This window comes from Streptomyces sp. NPDC086766, assembly GCF_044746005.1.
Taxonomy (GTDB): Bacteria; Actinomycetota; Actinomycetes; order Streptomycetales; family Streptomycetaceae; genus Streptomyces.
Map to the genome: position 1 here is coordinate 45,178 of NZ_JBIVBI010000002.1, position 16,616 is coordinate 61,793.

The following is a 16,616-nucleotide window of genomic DNA, read 5'->3' on the forward strand; positions in this document are numbered from 1 at the left end:
GTCACAGTGCGGTTTCCTTGGCGCCCCTCAGGTTCCCAGTTCGAAAGCCTGTCCTTACGCTGACCCCTGACAAGAACATTGCGGGGAAACGTGAATCAGATGCAGGGCCTGCTCCTCGCGGGCCGCTACCGGCTTGCCGACGCCATCGGCAGCGGCGGCATGGGCCGGGTGTGGCGGGCGCACGACGAGGTGCTGCACCGGGCCGTCGCCATCAAGGAGTTGACCGCCGCGCTGTACGTCTCCGAGAGCGACCGGGCGGTCCTCCTCGCGCGCACCCGGGCCGAGGCCCGCGCCGCCGCGCGGATCAACCACTCCGCCGTCGTCACCGTGCACGACGTACTGGAGCACGACGGCCGCCCGTGGATCGTGATGGAGCTGGTCGAGGGCCACTCCCTCGCGGACGCGGTCAAGGAACAAGGCCGCCTGGAGCCCACGGAGGCCGCCCGGATCGGCCTGTGGGTACTGCGCGCGCTGCGCGCCGCGCACACCGCCGGGGTGCTGCACCGCGACGTCAAGCCGGGCAACGTGCTGCTCGGCCGGGACGGCCGGGTGCTGCTCACCGACTTCGGCATCGCCCAGATCGAGGGCGACACCACCATCACCCGCACCGGGGAGGTCGTCGGCTCGGTCGACTACCTCGCCCCCGAGCGGGTCCGCGGCCACGACCCCGGCCCGGCCTCCGACCTGTGGGCGCTCGGCGCCACCCTCTACACGGCCGCGGAGGGCCTGTCGCCGTTCCGCCGCACCTCGCCGCTGACCACCATGCAGGCCGTCGTCGACGAGGAGCCCCGCGAACCGCGGACCGCCGGCCCGCTCGCGCCCGTCATCACCGCGCTGCTGCGCAAGGATCCGGCCGCCCGCCCCGGCGTCGACGAGGCCGAGCAGATGCTCGCGGAGGCCGCGGAGGGGCGCCGGCCGGACATCGCCCAGGCCTACGTCCCCACCCAGCGGGTCGGTGCCCGGCCGGCCGGCACGGTGCGGGACCCGGCCGGCCGTCCCGGCCCGGACCCGTCCGCCACGACGCCCCACCCCCCGGCGACCGGCCCGACCGCGGTCGGCCCCCGCCACGCCCCGGCGGCCGCTCCCGTGCCGTCGAAGCACCGCCGACTGCGCACCTTCGCGCTGGTGGTGGTGCTCGCCGCGGTCATCGGCGGCGGCACCGCGGTGGCGCTGCAGAAGTGGGACGGCACCGGCCGGCAGCCCACCAACGTCGCGTCCGGTTCGCCCGCGCCGAGCTCCACGCCCAGTCCCGCGCCCAGCCCGAGCACCGTCACGGGGGACAACCTCCCGGCCGGCTGGGTGCGCCGCGACGACCCCTACGGCTTCAGCGTCGCCGTGCCCGGCGAGAACTGGACGCGGACGGTGTTCGACGAGGCGACCCACCAGGTCGACTACACGCCGGACGGCGGCGAGCACTTCCTGCGCATCGCCGTCGACACCTCGCCGGACTTCGCCGACCCGCACGACCACCAGACCGACCTGGAACAGCAGCTCCACCGGCTGGTCGACTACCGGCGGGTGACCCTCCGGGCCAACACCTACCGCGACCGGCGGGGCTCCCTGTGGGAGTACACCTGGACCGCGCTGTCCAAGGACACGCCCTACCCCGGGCCGCGCCACGCCGCCGAGGAGACCTACGTGTCCCGCGAGGGCGTCGAGTACGCGATCTACATGTCCTCGCCCGCGGCGGACTGGCCCACCGCGGAGAGGCAGTTCAGGTCGGTGCTGCAGAGCTGGCGACCGGACGCGGGCTGAGGCGGGCGGGGTCGCGTCCGCGCCGGGCGGCCGCCGGGCGGGCGTCCGGCGTCGGGGCGAGGCGGGCGGACGGCTCGTTCACGTCGGTGGCTTGGCCGGTCAGCGCCCCGGAACCGGGTCGTCCGATGCGGCATGATGGGGCGCATGGGGACCGAGGGGGACGACTGCCGTGTCATCGCGGGCCGCTACCGCCTTCAGGCCCGGATCGGGCGCGGGGGCATGGGTGTCGTGTGGCGGGCGACCGACCAGCTGCTCGGCCGTCAGGTGGCGGTCAAGGAACTGCCGTTCGACGAGACGCTGTCCGCCGAGGAGGCCCGTCTCCAGCGCGACCGCACCCTGCGTGAGGCCCGCGCGGTCGCCCAGTTGCGCCATCCGCACATCATCGTCGTCCACGACGTCGTGGAGCAGGACGAACGCCCCTACATCGTCATGGAGTTGGTCGACGGCGGCTCCCTCGCCGACCGGATCGCGGCACGCGGCCCCGTCGACGCGGGCGAGGCGGCCCGTATCGGCATCGCCCTGCTGAGCGCGCTGCGCACCGCGCACGCGGCCGGTGTGCTGCACCGCGACATCAAACCGGCCAACGTGCTGACGGAGGCCGGCACCGGCCGCGTCGTCCTCACCGACTTCGGCATCGCCCAGGTCGCGGGCGCCACCACGCTCACCGAGACGGGCTCCTTCGTCGGCTCCCCCGAGTACACCGCGCCCGAGCGGATGTCCGGGTCCCGCACCGGCCCGGCGTCCGACCTGTGGTCGCTCGGGGCGCTGCTGTGCACGGCCCTGAGCGGCGAATCGCCTTTTCGGCGCGACTCGTTGGGGGGAATCCTGCACGCGGTCGTGTCCGGCGACATCCGGCCGCCGGCGCAGGCCGCGCCCATCCTCCCCGTCGTACGGGGGCTGCTGGAGCGGGATCCCGATCTGCGGCTGGACGCGGCCGAGGCGGAGCGGATGCTGAAGGCCTTCCTCGACTCGGGGCGGACCCCGCAGCCGCCGGCCCGCTACACGGCCACCCAGCGCGACCTGCCCCGGCCGGGGCCCGCGCCCGCCGCCGAGGGCCGGACGGAGGAGGCCCCCGCCCGGCCCTCCACCCGGGGCGTGCTGGTCGCGGCGCTGCTGGTCGCCGCGATGGCCGGGGCGGGGGTGTCCGCCGCGGCCCTGCTGATGCAGGGGAGCGGGGGCGCGGGCGGCACTCCGACGAGTCCGGCGCCGCGCCCGTCCGCGAGCGGCTCGGCGAGCACGGCGCCCCCGACCCCCGGGCCGCCCTCGCGGCCGGCCACCCCGGCCTCCACCGTCACCGTCACGCGGTCCGCCGCGCCCGCGGTCAACGGCCCCACCGCGCCCTCCGGTTACCACGCGGTCCGGGACCCCGCCGGTTTCTCGCTCGCCGTACCGGACGGCTTCACCCGCAGACCGCAGGGCGAGCGGATCTTCTACCTCTCACCGGGGGAGATCTTCCGCCTCGGCGTCAAGGTCACCGCTCCCGGGACCGGCGGCCCGCTCGCGGTGATGCGCCGGTCGGACGCGCAGGGCCCGACCACCAACCCCGGCTACCACGACGGCCGGGTCACCGCCACCACGCACGCCGGACACCCCGCCGCCCTCTGGGAGTTCAGCTGGAGCGGCTTCAGCGCGGCGGAGGGTCCGCGGCACACCTACGACCTGTGCTGGGAGCAGGACGGGCGGATGTACGACGTGTGGGTGTCGGCGCCGGTCGGGAAGGTGCGGGAGGCCAAGGAGCACTTCGACGTCGCCCTCGACACCTTCACCCCCGGGTAGGCCGTCCCCCGTTGGTCACGGGTCTGTGACCGCCGGGCCCACACGGTGGAGACGCCGGCGGCGGTCGCGATATGGATGGACTCATGAGCAACGACGGGGGAGCCCGCCACGAGTCCGAAGAGCCGACGAGTTTCGTCCTGCGACCGCCCGACGCGCGGGTGCGGGTGCCCCACCCGCAGAACCCGTACGCGCCGGGGCGTGGCGACGGCGCCACGCGGTCCGGGGATCCCGGCGCCGGGCGGCTGATCGCCGGGCGGTACCGGCTGCTCGCCAAGCTCGGGCACGGCGGGATGGGGACCGTGTGGCGGGCCAAGGACGAGACCGTGGACCGCGAGGTCGCCGTCAAGGAGCCCCGCGTCCCCGACCACCTTCCCGAGCGCGAACGCGCCAACGCCTTCGAGCGGATGCGCCGCGAGGCCCGCGCCGCGGCCCGGCTCGACCACCCCGCCGTCGTCACCGTCCACGACGTCGCGGTCGTCGACGGGCAGCCGTGGATCGTGATGGAGCTGGTGCACGGCCGCTCGCTGGGCAGCGCCCTGCGGGAGGGCACGCTGGACGCGCGCGAGGCGGCCCGGGTCGGGCTGGAGGTGCTCGGCGCGCTGGAGGCCGCGCACGCGGCGGGCGTCCTGCACCGGGACGTGAAGCCGGACAACATCATGCTGGGCCGGCACGGCCGGATCGTCCTCACCGACTTCGGCATCGCCCAGATCGAGGGCGAGACCAGCCTGACCGACACCGGCGGCTTCGTCGGCTCGCCCGAGTACATCGCGCCGGAGCGGGTGCTGGGCAGGCGCCCCGGCCCGGCCTCCGACCTGTGGTCGCTCGGCGTGGTGCTGTACGCGGCCACGGAGGGCGTCTCCCCGTTCCGCCGCAGCAACACCCCGGCCACGCTCCAGTCGGTGCTCAACGCGGTGCCCGCGGCGCCGGCCGCCGCGCGGGGGCCGCTCGCCGACGCCGTCACCGGCCTGCTGGAGAAGGACCCGGCGCACCGCCCGGACGCCGCCCGGGTGCGCGCCCTGCTGGAGGCGGCCGCCGCCCCGCCGGCCCCGGCGCCGACCCAGGTGGTGGCGTACCCCGAGGGCGCGGGGGAGACCGGGGATGCCGAGGGCGCGCGGCACGGGCTCCGGTTCGGGCGCGGCGCGTGGCTCGGGCTCGGCGCGGCGGTCGCCGTGGCGGCGGTGACGGCGTACCTGCTGGTCGCGCGGCCGTTCGCGGATCCGCTGCCGGACGACTGGCGGACCCGTCACGAGAAGGACGTGGCGGCCACGCTCGCGGTGCCCGGCGACTACCAGCGCACGGTGCCGGACCGTAAGACGGACAAGGGCCACTGGGTGGCCTACAGCGACTGGAGCGGCAGCATCCGGATCGCCCTGACGCTGGTGCGGAGGTCCGAGGACGACAGCCACACCATCAAGGGCTCCGCGGCCGCCCAGATGTACGACGACGACGGCACGTTCAAGCAGTCCGGCGACTACAGCCTCGGGATGCCGGAGAACCCGCGGACCCGGCCCAGGGAGTCGGCGTACCAGGGCAGGAAGGCCGCCGAGAACACCGTCGTCTACACCACCACCGACAGCCAGAACCCGCTCCCGCGCGAGGTGCGGATCCTCTACTACAAGAGCTCCGCGGGCGACCTGTACAAGCTGGTCGTGAGCTACCCCGGCAAGGGCGACTTCACCGGGCGCGGGCGCGAGGTGGCGCAGACCGCGATCACGAACCTGGACGTCGACGCGCTCTGACCGGCACGGCCCGGCCGTCCCGGGCCCTTCAGGTCCGGGCGGCCCGGTAGCGCCCCGGAGTGATCCCGAACTCCCGGCTGAAGGCGTGGGAGAGGGCGTACGGGCTGCTGTAGCCGGTCTCCTGGGCGACCTTCACCAGCGGGGCGTCCGTGTCCCGCAGGCGGGCGGCGGCCAGGGTCAGCCGCCACCAGGTCAGATAGGCCATCGGAGGACGGCCGACGAGGGCGGTGAAGCGGCGGGCCAGCGTGGCGCGGGAGACGCCCGCCGCGGTGGCCAGGCGGTCGTTCGTCCAGGCGGCGGCAGGGTCGGAGTGCAGGGCGCGCAGCGCGGCCGTCGTCACCGGGTCGTCGAGCACCGCCGGCCAGGCGCCGACCGCCGCCTCGGTCATCCAGGCGCGGACCATGTAGATCAGCAGGAGGTCCAGCAGGCTCGGCAGCGCGAGGCAGGCGCCCGGGCGGCGCTCGTCCAGTTCCCGGGCCAGCAGGTCGAGCGCGGAGCGCAGCTCGGGGTGGACGCCGACCCGGTGGGGCAGATGCACCACCTGGGGCAGCTCGGCCATCAGCGGGTGCGTCCGGCTGCGGTCGAGGCGGTACTTCCCGCACAGCAGTTCGACCACCGGCCCACGCCCGCCCTCGTCCCCGCGGTCACCCTCGTCCCCGCCGACGCCCACGCCCTCGTCCGCGCCCCGAGCGCCACCCCGTGCGGCGCCACCCCCGGCGGCACCCTCGCGCACCTGGTCGAACGGCACCGCCCGCGCCACCTCGGCCGCGCCGGCGGGCCGGTCGGCCAGCACGTGCCCGGCGCCGTGCGGCAGCAGCACGACGTCGCCCGTGTGCAGCGTCACCGGGTCCCCGCCCCCGTCCGGCAGCAGCCAGCAGCCGCCCGCGAGCACGACGTGGAAGCCCGCGCCCTCGTAGGGGTCGAACCGGGTGCACCAGCGCCCGCCCACCCGCAGCCGGTTGGAGGAGGGCCGTCCGGCCCGCACGGCGGAGATCGCGTCGCTCACCACGTCCATGACGGCAGGGTACGGCACTCTTCGGCGCACGGATGAGACGATCTCGTATTCATCTGATCCTTCCACGCATTGGAACGCTCATCATCCCCGCCTAGGCTCCGAGGCATGACTGAGGAGCACGCGCAGCGTTTCGTGATCGGCGACTTCGAGGTGACCCGGGTCGTCGAGTGGCAGGGCCCCTACGTCCCCGCGGGCACCCTCGTCCCGGACTGCGCCCCCGAGGTGTGGCGGGAGCACGAGGACGAACTCGTCCCCGACCACCGGGAACCCGGCGGCGACCGGGCCGTGGTGACGCTCCAGACCTGGGTGGTGCGCGGCGGCGGGCGGACGGTGCTCGTCGACACCGGCGTCGGCGACGACCGGGAGCGGCCCGGCAGTGCGCTGTTCCATCGGCGCAAGGGGGGCTTCCTGGGCCGTCTGGAGCGGGCCGGGGTCCGGCCGCAGGACGTCGACGTCGTCGTCAACACCCACCTCCACGGCGACCACGTCGGCTGGAACACCCGTGACGCCGGCGGGGAGTGGGTGCCGTCCTTCCCCCGCGCGCGCTACCTGATCCCCGCCGCCGACGACCGCCACTTCGGTCCGGCGAACGCCTACGCGGGCGGGGCGCGGCCCGACGACCGGCTGATGTACGAGGACAGCGTGGCGCCGGTGCACCGCGCCGGGCAGGCCGTGCTGTGGGAGGGGGAGCACCGGATCGACGGCCACCTCACCCTGGAGGCGGCCCCGGGCCACACCCCCGGCTCGTCGGTGCTGCGGCTGGAGTCGGGCGGCGAGCGGGCGGTCTTCGTGGGCGACCTGCTGCACAGCCCGGTGCAGATCCTCCGCCCCGAGTGCAGCAGCTGCTTCTGCCTCGACCCCCGGCAGGCGGCGGGCACCCGGCGTCGGGTGCTCGAACGGGCGGTGGACGAGAACGAGTTGGTGATCCCCGCGCACTTCGGCGGGTCCGGTGCGGTGGAGGTCCGCCGGCACGGCGGGGGATTCGCCATGGCGGCCCGCCCGGCGTCCCACCCGGCGAACCTTCCGGCGTCCCACCCGATGTCTCGTCCGGTGTCGGGCCCAACACCCTGATCAGCGCATTCGTTGCCAGTGATCGCTGGCGTCGTGTGAGCACTCGGTGAATCCCTATTACCGACGGGTACACAAAGCTTGCGGTCCGGCATACTCTGCGCGTCATGACGGACTCGCAGGCCCCGGCCATGACCGGAACGAATCCCCTGGCCCCCGCTCCCGCGGGCGCCCGCACCGCCGCCGACGTGGTGACCCCCGAGCTGGTCGCGCAGCTCACCAAGGGCGTCGTCGGATCCGGCCGGACCGCCAACCACTCGCCCTTCACCGGCGAGAAGCTCGCCGACCTGCCCGAGTCCACCCCCGAGGACGTCGCCACCGCCTTCGAGCGGGCCCGCGCCGCCCAGGCGGTCTGGGAGCGGACCCCGGTCCGGCAGCGTGCCGCCGTCCTGCTCCGCTTCCACGACCTGGTGCTCGCCCGCCAGGCCGAGGTCCTCGACCTGATCCAGCTGGAGACCGGCAAGGCCCGCCTGCACGCGCACGAGGAGGTGCAGGCCGTCGCCGTGGCGGCCCGGCACTACGGCCGCAGGGCCGCCGCCTACCTGAGGCCCAAGCGGCACGCCGGCGCCATGCCCACCCTCACCCGCGTCACCGAACTGCGCCACCCGCGCGGCGTCGTGGGCCAGATCGCGCCCTGGAACTACCCCCTGGAACTGTCGGTCGGCGACGCGCTCCCCGCCTTCGCCGCGGGCAACGCGGTCGTCATGAAGCCCGACACGGAGACCTGCCTGACCGCGCTGTGGGCCCGGGACCTGCTGATCGAGGCCGGGTTGCCCGCCGAGGTGTTCCAGGTCGTCATCGGCGACGGACCCGTCGTCGGCCCGGAGATCGTCCAGCACGCCGACTACGTCTCCTTCACCGGCTCCACCCGCACCGGCCGCGAGGTCGCCCAGGGCGCCGCCGCCCGCCTGGTCGGCGTCTCCCTCGAACTCGGCGGCAAGAACGCCATGCTGGTCCTCGAGGACGCCGACGTCGAGAAGGCCGCCGCGGGAGCCGTCCGCGCCTGCTTCTCCTCCGCCGGCCAGCTGTGCATCTCCATCGAGCGGCTCTTCGTCCACGAGTCGGTGGCCGACGCCTTCCTGGAGCGCTTCGCCGCCCGGACCAGGGCCCTGCGCCTGGGCACCTCCCTCGCCTACGGCGCCGACATGGGCTCGCTGGTCGGCGAGCGGCAGCTGGAGACCGTGACCCGGCACGTCGAGGAGGCCGTCGCGAAGGGCGCCCGGGTCGTCGCCGGAGGCGTCGCCCGCCCGGACATCGGCCCCTACTTCTTCGAGCCGACCATCCTGGACGGTGTCGAGGCGCCGATGTCGGTGTGCACGGAGGAGACCTTCGGGCCGGTCGTCTCGATCTACCGGTTCGCCACCGACGACGAGGCGGTCGAGCGCGCCAACTCCACGCCGTACGGCCTGAACGCGTCGGTCTGGACCACGAACGCCCGGCGCGGCCGCGAGGTCGCCGCCCGACTGCGCACCGGCACGGTGAACATCAACGAGGGCTACGCCCCCGCGTACGGCAGCGTGCAGTCCCCGATGGGCGGCATGAAGGACTCCGGTCTCGGCCGCCGGCACGGCTCCGAGGGCATCCTCAAGTACACCGAGGCCCAGACCGTCGCCCACCAGCGGCTGCTGCCCATGGCCCCCTCGCTCGGCATGGACGACGAGAAGTACGCGGCGTTCATGAGCCGGAGCCTGAGGCTGATGAAGACCTTCCGCTTCCGCTAGGACCGACAGGCCCCGAGGGCGCACCCCCTGGAGCGCACCCCCCACAGACAGCACAGCACCCGTTCTCAACGAGGAGAGCACGTGGCACAGGAGAAGTCTGTCCAGACCCGGGACGAGGACGGGTACGACTACGACGTCATCGTCGTGGGATCGGGGTTCGGCGGATCCGTCTCCGCGCTCCGCCTGACCGAGAAGGGGTACCGGGTCGGCGTCCTGGAGGCCGGCCGCCGCTTCACCCGCGAGTCGCTGCCGAGGAACTCCTGGGACCTGAGGAACTACCTCTGGGCCCCGAAGCTCGGCATGTACGGCATCCAGCGCATCCACCTGCTGGGCAATGTGATGGTGCTGGCCGGCGCCGGGGTCGGCGGCGGCTCGCTCAACTACGCCAACACCCTCTACGTACCGCCCCGGCAGTTCTTCGACGACCCGCAGTGGCGGGAGATCACCGACTGGCAGGAGGAACTGGAGCCGTTCTACGACCAGGCGCGGCGGATGCTCGGTGTGCGGCTCAACCCGACGATGACCCCGTCCGACGTGCACCTGAAGGCGGCGGCGGAGCGCATGGGCGTGGGCGACACCTTCCACATGGCGCCGGTCGGGGTGTTCTTCGGCGACGGCGAGGACGCCGACGGTACCGCGAAGGCCCGGCCGGGGGAGAAGGCCGCGGACCCCTACTTCGGCGGCGCGGGCCCGGAGCGCAAGGCCTGCACCGAATGCGGCGAGTGCATGACCGGCTGCCGGCACGGCGCGAAGAACACCCTGAACGAGAACTACCTGTACCTCGCCGAGAAGGCGGGCGCCGTCGTGCACCCCATGACGACGGTCGTCTCGGTCACCGGCGACTCCCGGGGCGGGTACGCGATCGCGACCCTGCCCACCGACGCCAAGAAGAAGGGCCAGGGCCGGATGTTCACGGCCCGCCGGGTGGTCCTCGCGGCCGGCACCTACGGCACCCAGACGCTGCTGCACCGCATGAAGGCCGGCGGTCAGCTGCCCTATCTCTCGGCCCGGCTGGGCGAGCTGACCCGCACCAACTCCGAGGCGCTGGTCGGCGCCCAGACCGACAACCGGCGCTACCGGAAGGCGACCGGCGAGGCGCGGGCGGACTTCACCCGGGGTGTCGCCATCACCTCCTCCATCCACCCCGACGAGAACACCCACATCGAGCCGGTCCGCTACGGCAAGGGCTCCAACTCGATGGGCGGTCTGTCGATCCTCCAGGTCCCCTACGCCGAGGGCTCCTCCCGGGTCGCGGCCTGGCTGCGGAACGCCGTCCGGCATCCGCTGCTGGTCCTGCGCTCGCTGTCCAACCGCCGGTGGTCGGAGCGGACCATCATCGGCCTGGTGATGCAGTCCCTGGACAACTCCCTGACGACGTACCTGAAGCCGGACGGCGTGGGCAAGGGCCTGCTCACCGCCCGCCAGGGCCACGGGTCCCCCAACCCCAAGCAGATCAGGGCCGCCACGGAGGGCGCCTCGGCGCTCGCCGCGGAGATCAACGGCTTCGCGGGTTCGAACGTGGGCGAGCTGATGGGCACCCCGCTCACCGCGCACTTCCTCGGCGGCTGCCCGATCGGCGCCTCCGCCGAGTCGGGTGTGATCGACCCGTACCACCGGCTCTACGGCCACCCCGGCGTCTCGGTGGTGGACGGGGCCGCCGTCTCGGCGAACCTGGGCGTGAACCCGTCCCTGACCATCACCGCGCAGGCCGAGCGGGCGATGGCGTTCTGGCCCAACAAGGGCGAGGCCGACCTGCGTCCGGAGCAGGGCGCGGAATACCAGCGCCTCCGCCCGGTCGAGCCGAAGTCCCCGGCGGTCCCGGCTGACGCCTTCGGCGCGTTGCGGCTGCCGTTCCTCGGGATGCCGGCGGTACCGCCCAAGAAGTGACCGGCGCAAGCCCCGCATCGAAGAAGAAGGACCTGCGCCCCCCTCCTGGCGCAGGTCCTTCCTCTCTTGCGGTGGCCTCAGGCCACGTCACGCGCTACGCGTCACGCGCCCGCCTTGCGGCGGCGCACCACGACCACGGTCCCGGCGCCGGCGACGACGGCGGCACCGCCGACCAGGCCGATCATCGGGAGCGCGGAGCTCGAACCGGTGGAGGCCAGGCTGCCGGTCGGCGGGATCTCCTCGGCGCCGCCCTGCGGCTCCTTGCCGCCCGCCGGCGGCTTGTGGCCCTTGCCCGGCTTGGCGTGACCGGGGTCGTGGTTGGAGCTGCCCGGGTGGAGGACGGTGAACTCGTAGTAGGCGAAGGAACTGTGGACGCAGTTCTTCTCCTGGTCGATGTAGCCGCCGAGGCCCACGGTGTAGCCGGCGCCGGCGGGGGCCTTCGCGGTGATGTTGACACGCAGCTGGATGTCGACCGTCTGGCGCGGGCCGAGCGGCGTCTCACCGAAGTAGATGCCGTTGCCGATCTGGTCCGCGAGGGACTCCCACGCCTTGGTCGCCGGGTTGAGGTACTCGACCTGGGCGTAGGTGCTCAGCCAGTCCTTCTCGTTGTCGCTCATCGAGTCGTTGTCGACGACCGCGAGCCACTGCACCTGGCCGAGGGCCTGGCTGCTGTGGTTGGCCGCAGTGAGCGTGAAGTTGTGCCAGCCGCTGCCCGCGACGATCTTCCCGGGCAGGCCGGAGACCGCGAGGGACAGCTGCGAGTCGGGGTCCTCGAGCCCGTCCGTGCAGGGCGTCGGGTCGGCGGTGGGCTCGGCGGACTCACTGGCCGACGCCGACGCGGACGCCGAGGAGGAGGCCGTGGCCGAGGAGGAGGCGGAGGACGCGGCGGGGGCCGCGGGGGCCGCTTGCTCCGGGCTGGAGTCGGACTCGCCGGCCTCGGCCGTCTCGGTCGTGCCGTCCGCGGGCGACTCGGTGGCGGGCGCGCTCGTGGTCGGTGACTCGCTCTCGCCGGCCGGCGTCTCGGTGCTGACGCTCGCCGTGGTGGTGGGCGAGGAGCTCGGATCGTCGGACGCGAACGCGGCCGGTGCGGCGAGCAGTGCGAGCGGGGCTATCGCGGCCGTCGCGGCTGCTGCGGCCATGACACGGCGGAGCTTCATGAAGACCTCGGAGAGTCCGGCGTACCGCTGCGCCGCGGTACGTGCTGGGGGAGGCCTCCGCGTGTGGGGCGCGGGCGTGGCCCTTGGTTCTGCTGGTGTGACCCGGCAGGGCGCCAAAGGGTTGTGCCGCGTCCGGCGACGGTTTTCTGTGGGCTGTGTCACAGGCGGTACGGCGAAGGGCCCCGCGGGGCGAGCCGCGGGGCCCTTCTTCTCGTCAGCACCGACGTCAGGGCAGCGCCGGTGCCCGAGGAGCGGCGCCGGGGGGTTGCGCCGCTGGTCCCGAGTGCCTCTGTCGGCTCCCCGGCCCACCCGGGGGGCGGCCGGTCTCGACCTCCGGCGGTCCTGCGGTGCACTGCAATGCGGTGGCCCGCGCGGGAACTTGGGGTTCGGGGCTTGCTACGCATCGTGCTGGATGAAAGGGGCGCCCGCAACCGATTGACCCGGACTTGCGCATTTTTCTGTTTTTCCGCCGACCGGCCCCGGGCGTCCCCGGAGCCGGCCGTCAGTTGGGTGACCGGGCTGCTGTCCCCTGCCGTCCGGCCACTTCCCCGGAGCGAGGTCCCACGACGCACGGCGCGATCCGCACGTCTCATCACTCCGGAGAGCCACGCGTGGTTCTTTCGGGCCCGCCCCTGGCTGGCACGGACACCGGGACCAACGACGCACCGCCCGGGACGGTCACGCGCCGTACGGGTGAGTGCGGGCCCGAACTCAGATGCGACCGCGGCACAGTTCGAGCAGGGTCATGCCGAGGGAGGTCCCCGGCCTGCCCAGCGCCTCCCTGTAGTGCTCGAGGATCTCCATCTCGCGGGAGAGGTTCACGCGCCGCCCTCCGGAGGTGATGCGGGCCTCCTGGATCACGGCGGACACGGCGATCCGCTCCTGGATCAGCCCGATGATCCGGTCGTCGAGCGTGTCGATGCGCTCGCGCGCGCCGTTGATCACGTCGGCGGCCTCGTCGGTGCGGGCGCCGGTCTTCTCTGCGGGGGTGACGGACATCTCGGGGGCTCCTCGTCGGTTCGGACGCGGTGCCCCGGTACGGCAGGACCCGGGAAACGACAGGCGCCCCGGGCCTTGTCGGCCCGGGGCGCCTGGTAAGTCGCTCGGCGGTTCGCTCAAGCAGCACGACCATGGCAGCCGGCGGGCCGGTCGCCATAGGTAAAGAAGAAGGTCGTCTGCGCGAACATGCGGCCAGTATGCCACGGAGCGCCTCGATACCGGCCGGCGTCGGTCCAGCCCGTCCGGCGCTCGAGGACGAGGCCGTTCGGGCCGAAGCGGGGGTCCGGGGCGGCAGCCCCCGGCACGCGGGAGGTGTCCGACGTCCGCCCCGTTAGAATCGGTAACCGCAGACCCCCCGCCCGACCCGCCGGAAGGCACCCCGTGTCATCAGCGACCCCCGCTGCCGCCGCCACCGACACCGTTCTGGTCGTCGACTTCGGCGCCCAGTACGCCCAGCTCATCGCCCGTCGCGTCCGCGAGGCGCGGGTCTACAGCGAGATCGTGCCGAGCACCATGCCGGTCGCGGAGATGCTCGCCAGGAACCCCGCGGCGATCATCCTCTCCGGCGGCCCCTCGTCCGTGTACGAGGAGGGCGCCCCCCGCCTCGACCGCGCGCTCTTCGAGGCCGGCGTCCCCGTCTTCGGCATGTGCTACGGCTTCCAGCTGATGGCACAGGTCCTCGGCGGCACCGTCGACAACACCGGCGCCCGCGAGTACGGCCGTACCGACCTGCACGTCTCCCGGACGTCCTCCACCCTCTTCGAGGGCACCCCGGCCGAGCAGCACGTGTGGATGTCGCACGGCGACGCCTGCTCCGCCGCCCCCGAGGGCTTCACCGTCACGGCCTCCACGGACGTCGTCCCGGTCGCCGCGTTCGAGAACGACGAAAAGAAGCTCTACGGCGTCCAGTACCACCCCGAGGTCATGCACTCCACGCACGGCCAGCAGGTCCTGGAGCACTTCCTCTACCGCGGCGCGGGCCTGACCCCGTCCTGGACCACGGGCAACGTGATCGAGGAGCAGGTCGCCGCCATCCGCGAGCAGGTCGGCGACCGGCGGGCGATCTGCGGCCTGTCCGGCGGCGTGGACTCCGCCGTCGCCGCCGCCCTGGTGCAGAAGGCCATCGGCTCCCAGCTGACCTGCGTCTACGTCGACCACGGCCTGATGCGCAAGGGCGAGACCGAGCAGGTCGAGAAGGACTTCGTCGCGGCCACCGGCGTGCAGCTGAAGGTCGTCGACGCCGAGGAGCGCTTCCTCACCGCGCTCAAGGGGGTCTCCGACCCCGAGGAGAAGCGGAAGATCATCGGCCGCGAGTTCATCCGGGTCTTCGAGCAGGCGCAGGCCGAGATCATCGCGGACCAGGGTCCCGCGGTGGAGTTCCTGGTCCAGGGCACGCTCTACCCGGACGTCGTCGAGTCCGGCGGCGGCACCGGCACGGCGAACATCAAGTCCCACCACAACGTGGGCGGCCTCCCCGAGGACCTCGAGTTCCAGCTGATCGAGCCGCTGCGCAAGCTCTTCAAGGACGAGGTCCGCATGGTCGGCCAGGAGCTCGGCCTGCCGGAGGAGATCGTCCAGCGCCAGCCGTTCCCCGGCCCCGGCCTCGGCATCCGCATCGTCGGCGAGGTCACCAAGGAGCGCCTGGACCTGCTCCGCGAGGCCGACGCCATCGCCCGCGAGGAGCTGACCGCGGCCGGCCTCGACCGGGAGATCTGGCAGTGCCCGGTGGTCCTGCTCGCGGACGTGCGCAGCGTCGGCGTCCAGGGCGACGGCCGCACCTACGGCCACCCGATCGTGCTGCGGCCCGTCTCCTCCGAGGACGCGATGACCGCCGACTGGTCGCGCCTGCCGTACGACGTGCTGGCGAGGATCTCGACCCGGATCACCAACGAGGTCCGGGACGTCAACCGGGTCGTCCTCGACGTGACGAGCAAGCCGCCGGGCACCATCGAGTGGGAGTGAGCCCCCGGCTCACCTGCGCCTGAGCGTGCGCACCGGCGCTCCGGGCAGCCAGACCTCGGTGACCAGGTACGTGTCGTCCTCGACGTGGGTACGCACGACCTCGGTCAGCTCGGTGCGGAAGAGGTGGAACGGCTCCGGCGGTTCCACCTCTTTCACGTACGCGTCCTTGGTCTCCGGGTCCGTCACCCCGACCGCCCGTCCGCCGACGCGCACGTCCCCGCCCCCCATCCCGGTGCCGGGCCCCGGATTGGCCTGCAGGTTGAACCGCGCGTCCCGGTTCAGGTCGAGCGCCTTCATCGAGCCCGGCATCATGCCGAGCCACAGCTCGCCGTCGAAGAAGCGCACCTCGAGGCCGCAGGTGCGGGGGGAGCCGTCCTTGCGCAGGGTGGCGAGGACGTGGTGCGTGAACGCGCCGAAGCGCTCCTCGACGGTCGCGGCCAGCTCGGGTTCGGCGGCGGCGAAGGCCGCCCAGTTCGTTGCCATACGGCGAGTGTGGCGCCGAAACCGGACAACCTCTGTCGGGTATCGCGGACGGACCGTCCCGGATGCGCGTCATCTTCACAAACAAGCGCTGTCATCCTGGCCCGCCCGACGGTACGTTCCGCCCCGTACGTCGATCCAGCGCCGGAGGACCCATGCACGGCCCCACGCCGCCCCCACCCCTGCCCACCGACCGGCTGCAGTTCGCGATGCCGCCGATGCACGAGTCGGTCGAGGACGAACGCCGCCACCGCAAGGAACGGCTCGCGGGCGCGCTGCGGATCTTCGGGCGGTCCGGACTGGAGGACGGCGTCTCCGGGCACATCACCGCCCGCGACCCCGAGTTCACCGACTGCTTCTGGGTCAACCCGTTCGGGATGTCCTTCCGGCACGTCACCGTGAGCGACCTGGTGCTCGCCAACCAGGACGGGCAGGTGATCGAGGGCCGCTACCACGTCAACCAGGCCGCGTTCACGGTGCACGCCCAGGTGCACGCGGCCCGCCCGGACGTCGTCGCGGTCGCCCACTGCCACTCCGTGCACGGCCGGGCCCTGGCGGCGCTCGGCGACCTGCTGGAGCCGATCACCCAGGAGAGCTGCGCCTTCTACGAGGACCACGCCCTCTACGACTCGTACTCCGGGGTCGCCGTCGACACCGAGGAGGGCCGTCGGATCGCGGCCGCGCTGGGCTCCGGCAAGGCACTGGTGCTGCGCAACCACGGACTGCTGACGGTCGGGGACTCGGTGGACGCGGCCGCCTGGTGGTTCCTGTCCATGGAGCGCTCCTGCCAGGTGCAGCTCACCGCGCGGGCGGCGGGCCGGCCGGTCCTGATCGACCACAAACTGGCGGCGGCGACGCGGGAGCAGCTCGGCGGTGACCTGGTGGCGTGGATCAACTACCAGCCCCTCTGGCAGGAGATCAGCCGCAGCGAGCCGGACCTGCTCAGCTGAGGGGGCGGGGGTACGGCACGGGGAGCGCGGGTGCGCGCGGGGGCGCAGGTACGGCACGGGGGCGCGTCCGGGGGCGAGGGTCCCGCCGGGGGCGCGCGCGGACGCGG

Annotated in this window: 12 protein-coding genes; 8 read left to right on the top strand and 4 right to left on the bottom strand. The window is 73.5% G+C overall.

The genetic code is table 11. The features are described 5' to 3' along the window. Nucleotides 1–99: 99 nt before the first annotated feature. The 3 genes from ACIPM1_RS03365 (at nt 100) to ACIPM1_RS03375 (ending at nt 5,270) form a co-directional block, all read left to right on the top strand. Complete coding sequence (locus ACIPM1_RS03365; protein WP_402429376.1) at nt 100–1,755, top strand: protein kinase; 1,656 nt, start codon at nt 100–102, stop codon at nt 1,753–1,755. A gap of 144 nt (nt 1,756–1,899) precedes the next feature. Then, a complete protein-coding gene (locus ACIPM1_RS03370; RefSeq protein ID WP_402428271.1) occupies nt 1,900–3,531 on the top strand; it encodes a protein kinase in 1,632 nt (543 codons plus the stop codon). An 83-nt stretch (nt 3,532–3,614) separates the two neighbouring features. Further along, the gene (locus ACIPM1_RS03375; protein WP_402428274.1) at nt 3,615–5,270 is read left to right on the top strand and encodes a serine/threonine-protein kinase; all 1,656 of its coding nucleotides are present in this window, start codon (nt 3,615–3,617) and stop codon (nt 5,268–5,270) included. 28 nt (nt 5,271–5,298) lie between these two features. Here ACIPM1_RS03375 and ACIPM1_RS03380 read toward each other — a convergent pair whose 3' ends face one another. Beyond that, nucleotides 5,299–6,285, bottom strand: a complete 987-nt coding sequence (locus ACIPM1_RS03380; protein WP_402428277.1) for an AraC family transcriptional regulator — start codon at nt 6,283–6,285, stop codon at nt 5,299–5,301. Between the two features lie 105 nt (nt 6,286–6,390). Here ACIPM1_RS03380 and ACIPM1_RS03385 point away from each other — a divergent pair, with 105 nt between their 5' ends. The 3 genes from ACIPM1_RS03385 to ACIPM1_RS03395 all read left to right on the top strand — a co-directional run bounded on the left by ACIPM1_RS03385 (nt 6,391) and on the right by ACIPM1_RS03395 (nt 10,961). Beyond that, on the top strand, nt 6,391–7,356 hold the full coding sequence (locus tag ACIPM1_RS03385; RefSeq protein ID WP_402428280.1) for an MBL fold metallo-hydrolase: 966 nt from the start codon (nt 6,391–6,393) through the stop codon (nt 7,354–7,356). Nucleotides 7,357–7,460: 104 nt separating this feature from the next. Further along, the gene (locus tag ACIPM1_RS03390; protein ID WP_402428283.1) at nt 7,461–9,074 is read left to right on the top strand and encodes a succinic semialdehyde dehydrogenase; all 1,614 of its coding nucleotides are present in this window, start codon (nt 7,461–7,463) and stop codon (nt 9,072–9,074) included. Between the two features lie 81 nt (nt 9,075–9,155). Next, complete coding sequence (locus ACIPM1_RS03395; RefSeq protein WP_402428286.1) at nt 9,156–10,961, top strand: GMC family oxidoreductase N-terminal domain-containing protein; 1,806 nt, start codon at nt 9,156–9,158, stop codon at nt 10,959–10,961. A gap of 101 nt (nt 10,962–11,062) precedes the next feature. On the opposite strand, the gene ACIPM1_RS03400 is transcribed toward ACIPM1_RS03395, so the two are convergent. Next, nucleotides 11,063–12,100: a hypothetical protein gene (locus ACIPM1_RS03400; protein ID WP_402428289.1), complete on the bottom strand. Its 1,038-nt coding sequence runs from the start codon at nt 12,098–12,100 to the stop codon at nt 11,063–11,065. A gap of 729 nt (nt 12,101–12,829) precedes the next feature. Then, a complete protein-coding gene (locus ACIPM1_RS03405) occupies nt 12,830–13,117 on the bottom strand; it encodes a chorismate mutase (RefSeq protein WP_402428292.1) in 288 nt (95 codons plus the stop codon). 381 nt (nt 13,118–13,498) lie between these two features. On the opposite strand from ACIPM1_RS03405, the gene guaA reads away from it, so the two are divergent. Beyond that, a complete protein-coding gene (gene guaA / locus ACIPM1_RS03410) occupies nt 13,499–15,079 on the top strand; it encodes a glutamine-hydrolyzing GMP synthase (protein WP_402428295.1) in 1,581 nt (526 codons plus the stop codon). Between the two features lie 9 nt (nt 15,080–15,088). On the opposite strand, the gene ACIPM1_RS03415 is transcribed toward guaA, so the two are convergent. Then, nucleotides 15,089–15,562 carry a pyridoxamine 5'-phosphate oxidase family protein gene (locus ACIPM1_RS03415; RefSeq protein WP_402428298.1) on the bottom strand — a complete coding sequence of 158 codons (474 nt, stop codon included), beginning with the start codon at nt 15,560–15,562 and terminating at the stop codon, nt 15,089–15,091. A 152-nt stretch (nt 15,563–15,714) separates the two neighbouring features. On the opposite strand from ACIPM1_RS03415, the gene ACIPM1_RS03420 reads away from it, so the two are divergent. Beyond that, nucleotides 15,715–16,509 carry a class II aldolase/adducin family protein gene (locus ACIPM1_RS03420; RefSeq protein WP_356182277.1) on the top strand — a complete coding sequence of 265 codons (795 nt, stop codon included), beginning with the start codon at nt 15,715–15,717 and terminating at the stop codon, nt 16,507–16,509. Nucleotides 16,510–16,616: the final 107 nt, after the last annotated feature.

Coding starts and splice junctions, on each gene's coding strand:
- ACIPM1_RS03365 (WP_402429376.1), top strand. CDS start 100: ATGCAGGGCCTGCTCCTCGCGGGCCGCTACCGGCTTGCCGACGCCATC.
- ACIPM1_RS03370 (WP_402428271.1), top strand. CDS start 1,900: ATGGGGACCGAGGGGGACGACTGCCGTGTCATCGCGGGCCGCTACCGC.
- ACIPM1_RS03375 (WP_402428274.1), top strand. CDS start 3,615: ATGAGCAACGACGGGGGAGCCCGCCACGAGTCCGAAGAGCCGACGAGT.
- ACIPM1_RS03380 (WP_402428277.1), bottom strand. CDS start 6,285: ATGGACGTGGTGAGCGACGCGATCTCCGCCGTGCGGGCCGGACGGCCC.
- ACIPM1_RS03385 (WP_402428280.1), top strand. CDS start 6,391: ATGACTGAGGAGCACGCGCAGCGTTTCGTGATCGGCGACTTCGAGGTG.
- ACIPM1_RS03390 (WP_402428283.1), top strand. CDS start 7,461: ATGACGGACTCGCAGGCCCCGGCCATGACCGGAACGAATCCCCTGGCC.
- ACIPM1_RS03400 (WP_402428289.1), bottom strand. CDS start 12,100: ATGGCCGCAGCAGCCGCGACGGCCGCGATAGCCCCGCTCGCACTGCTC.
- ACIPM1_RS03405 (WP_402428292.1), bottom strand. CDS start 13,117: ATGTCCGTCACCCCCGCAGAGAAGACCGGCGCCCGCACCGACGAGGCC.
- ACIPM1_RS03415 (WP_402428298.1), bottom strand. CDS start 15,562: ATGGCAACGAACTGGGCGGCCTTCGCCGCCGCCGAACCCGAGCTGGCC.
- ACIPM1_RS03420 (WP_356182277.1), top strand. CDS start 15,715: ATGCACGGCCCCACGCCGCCCCCACCCCTGCCCACCGACCGGCTGCAG.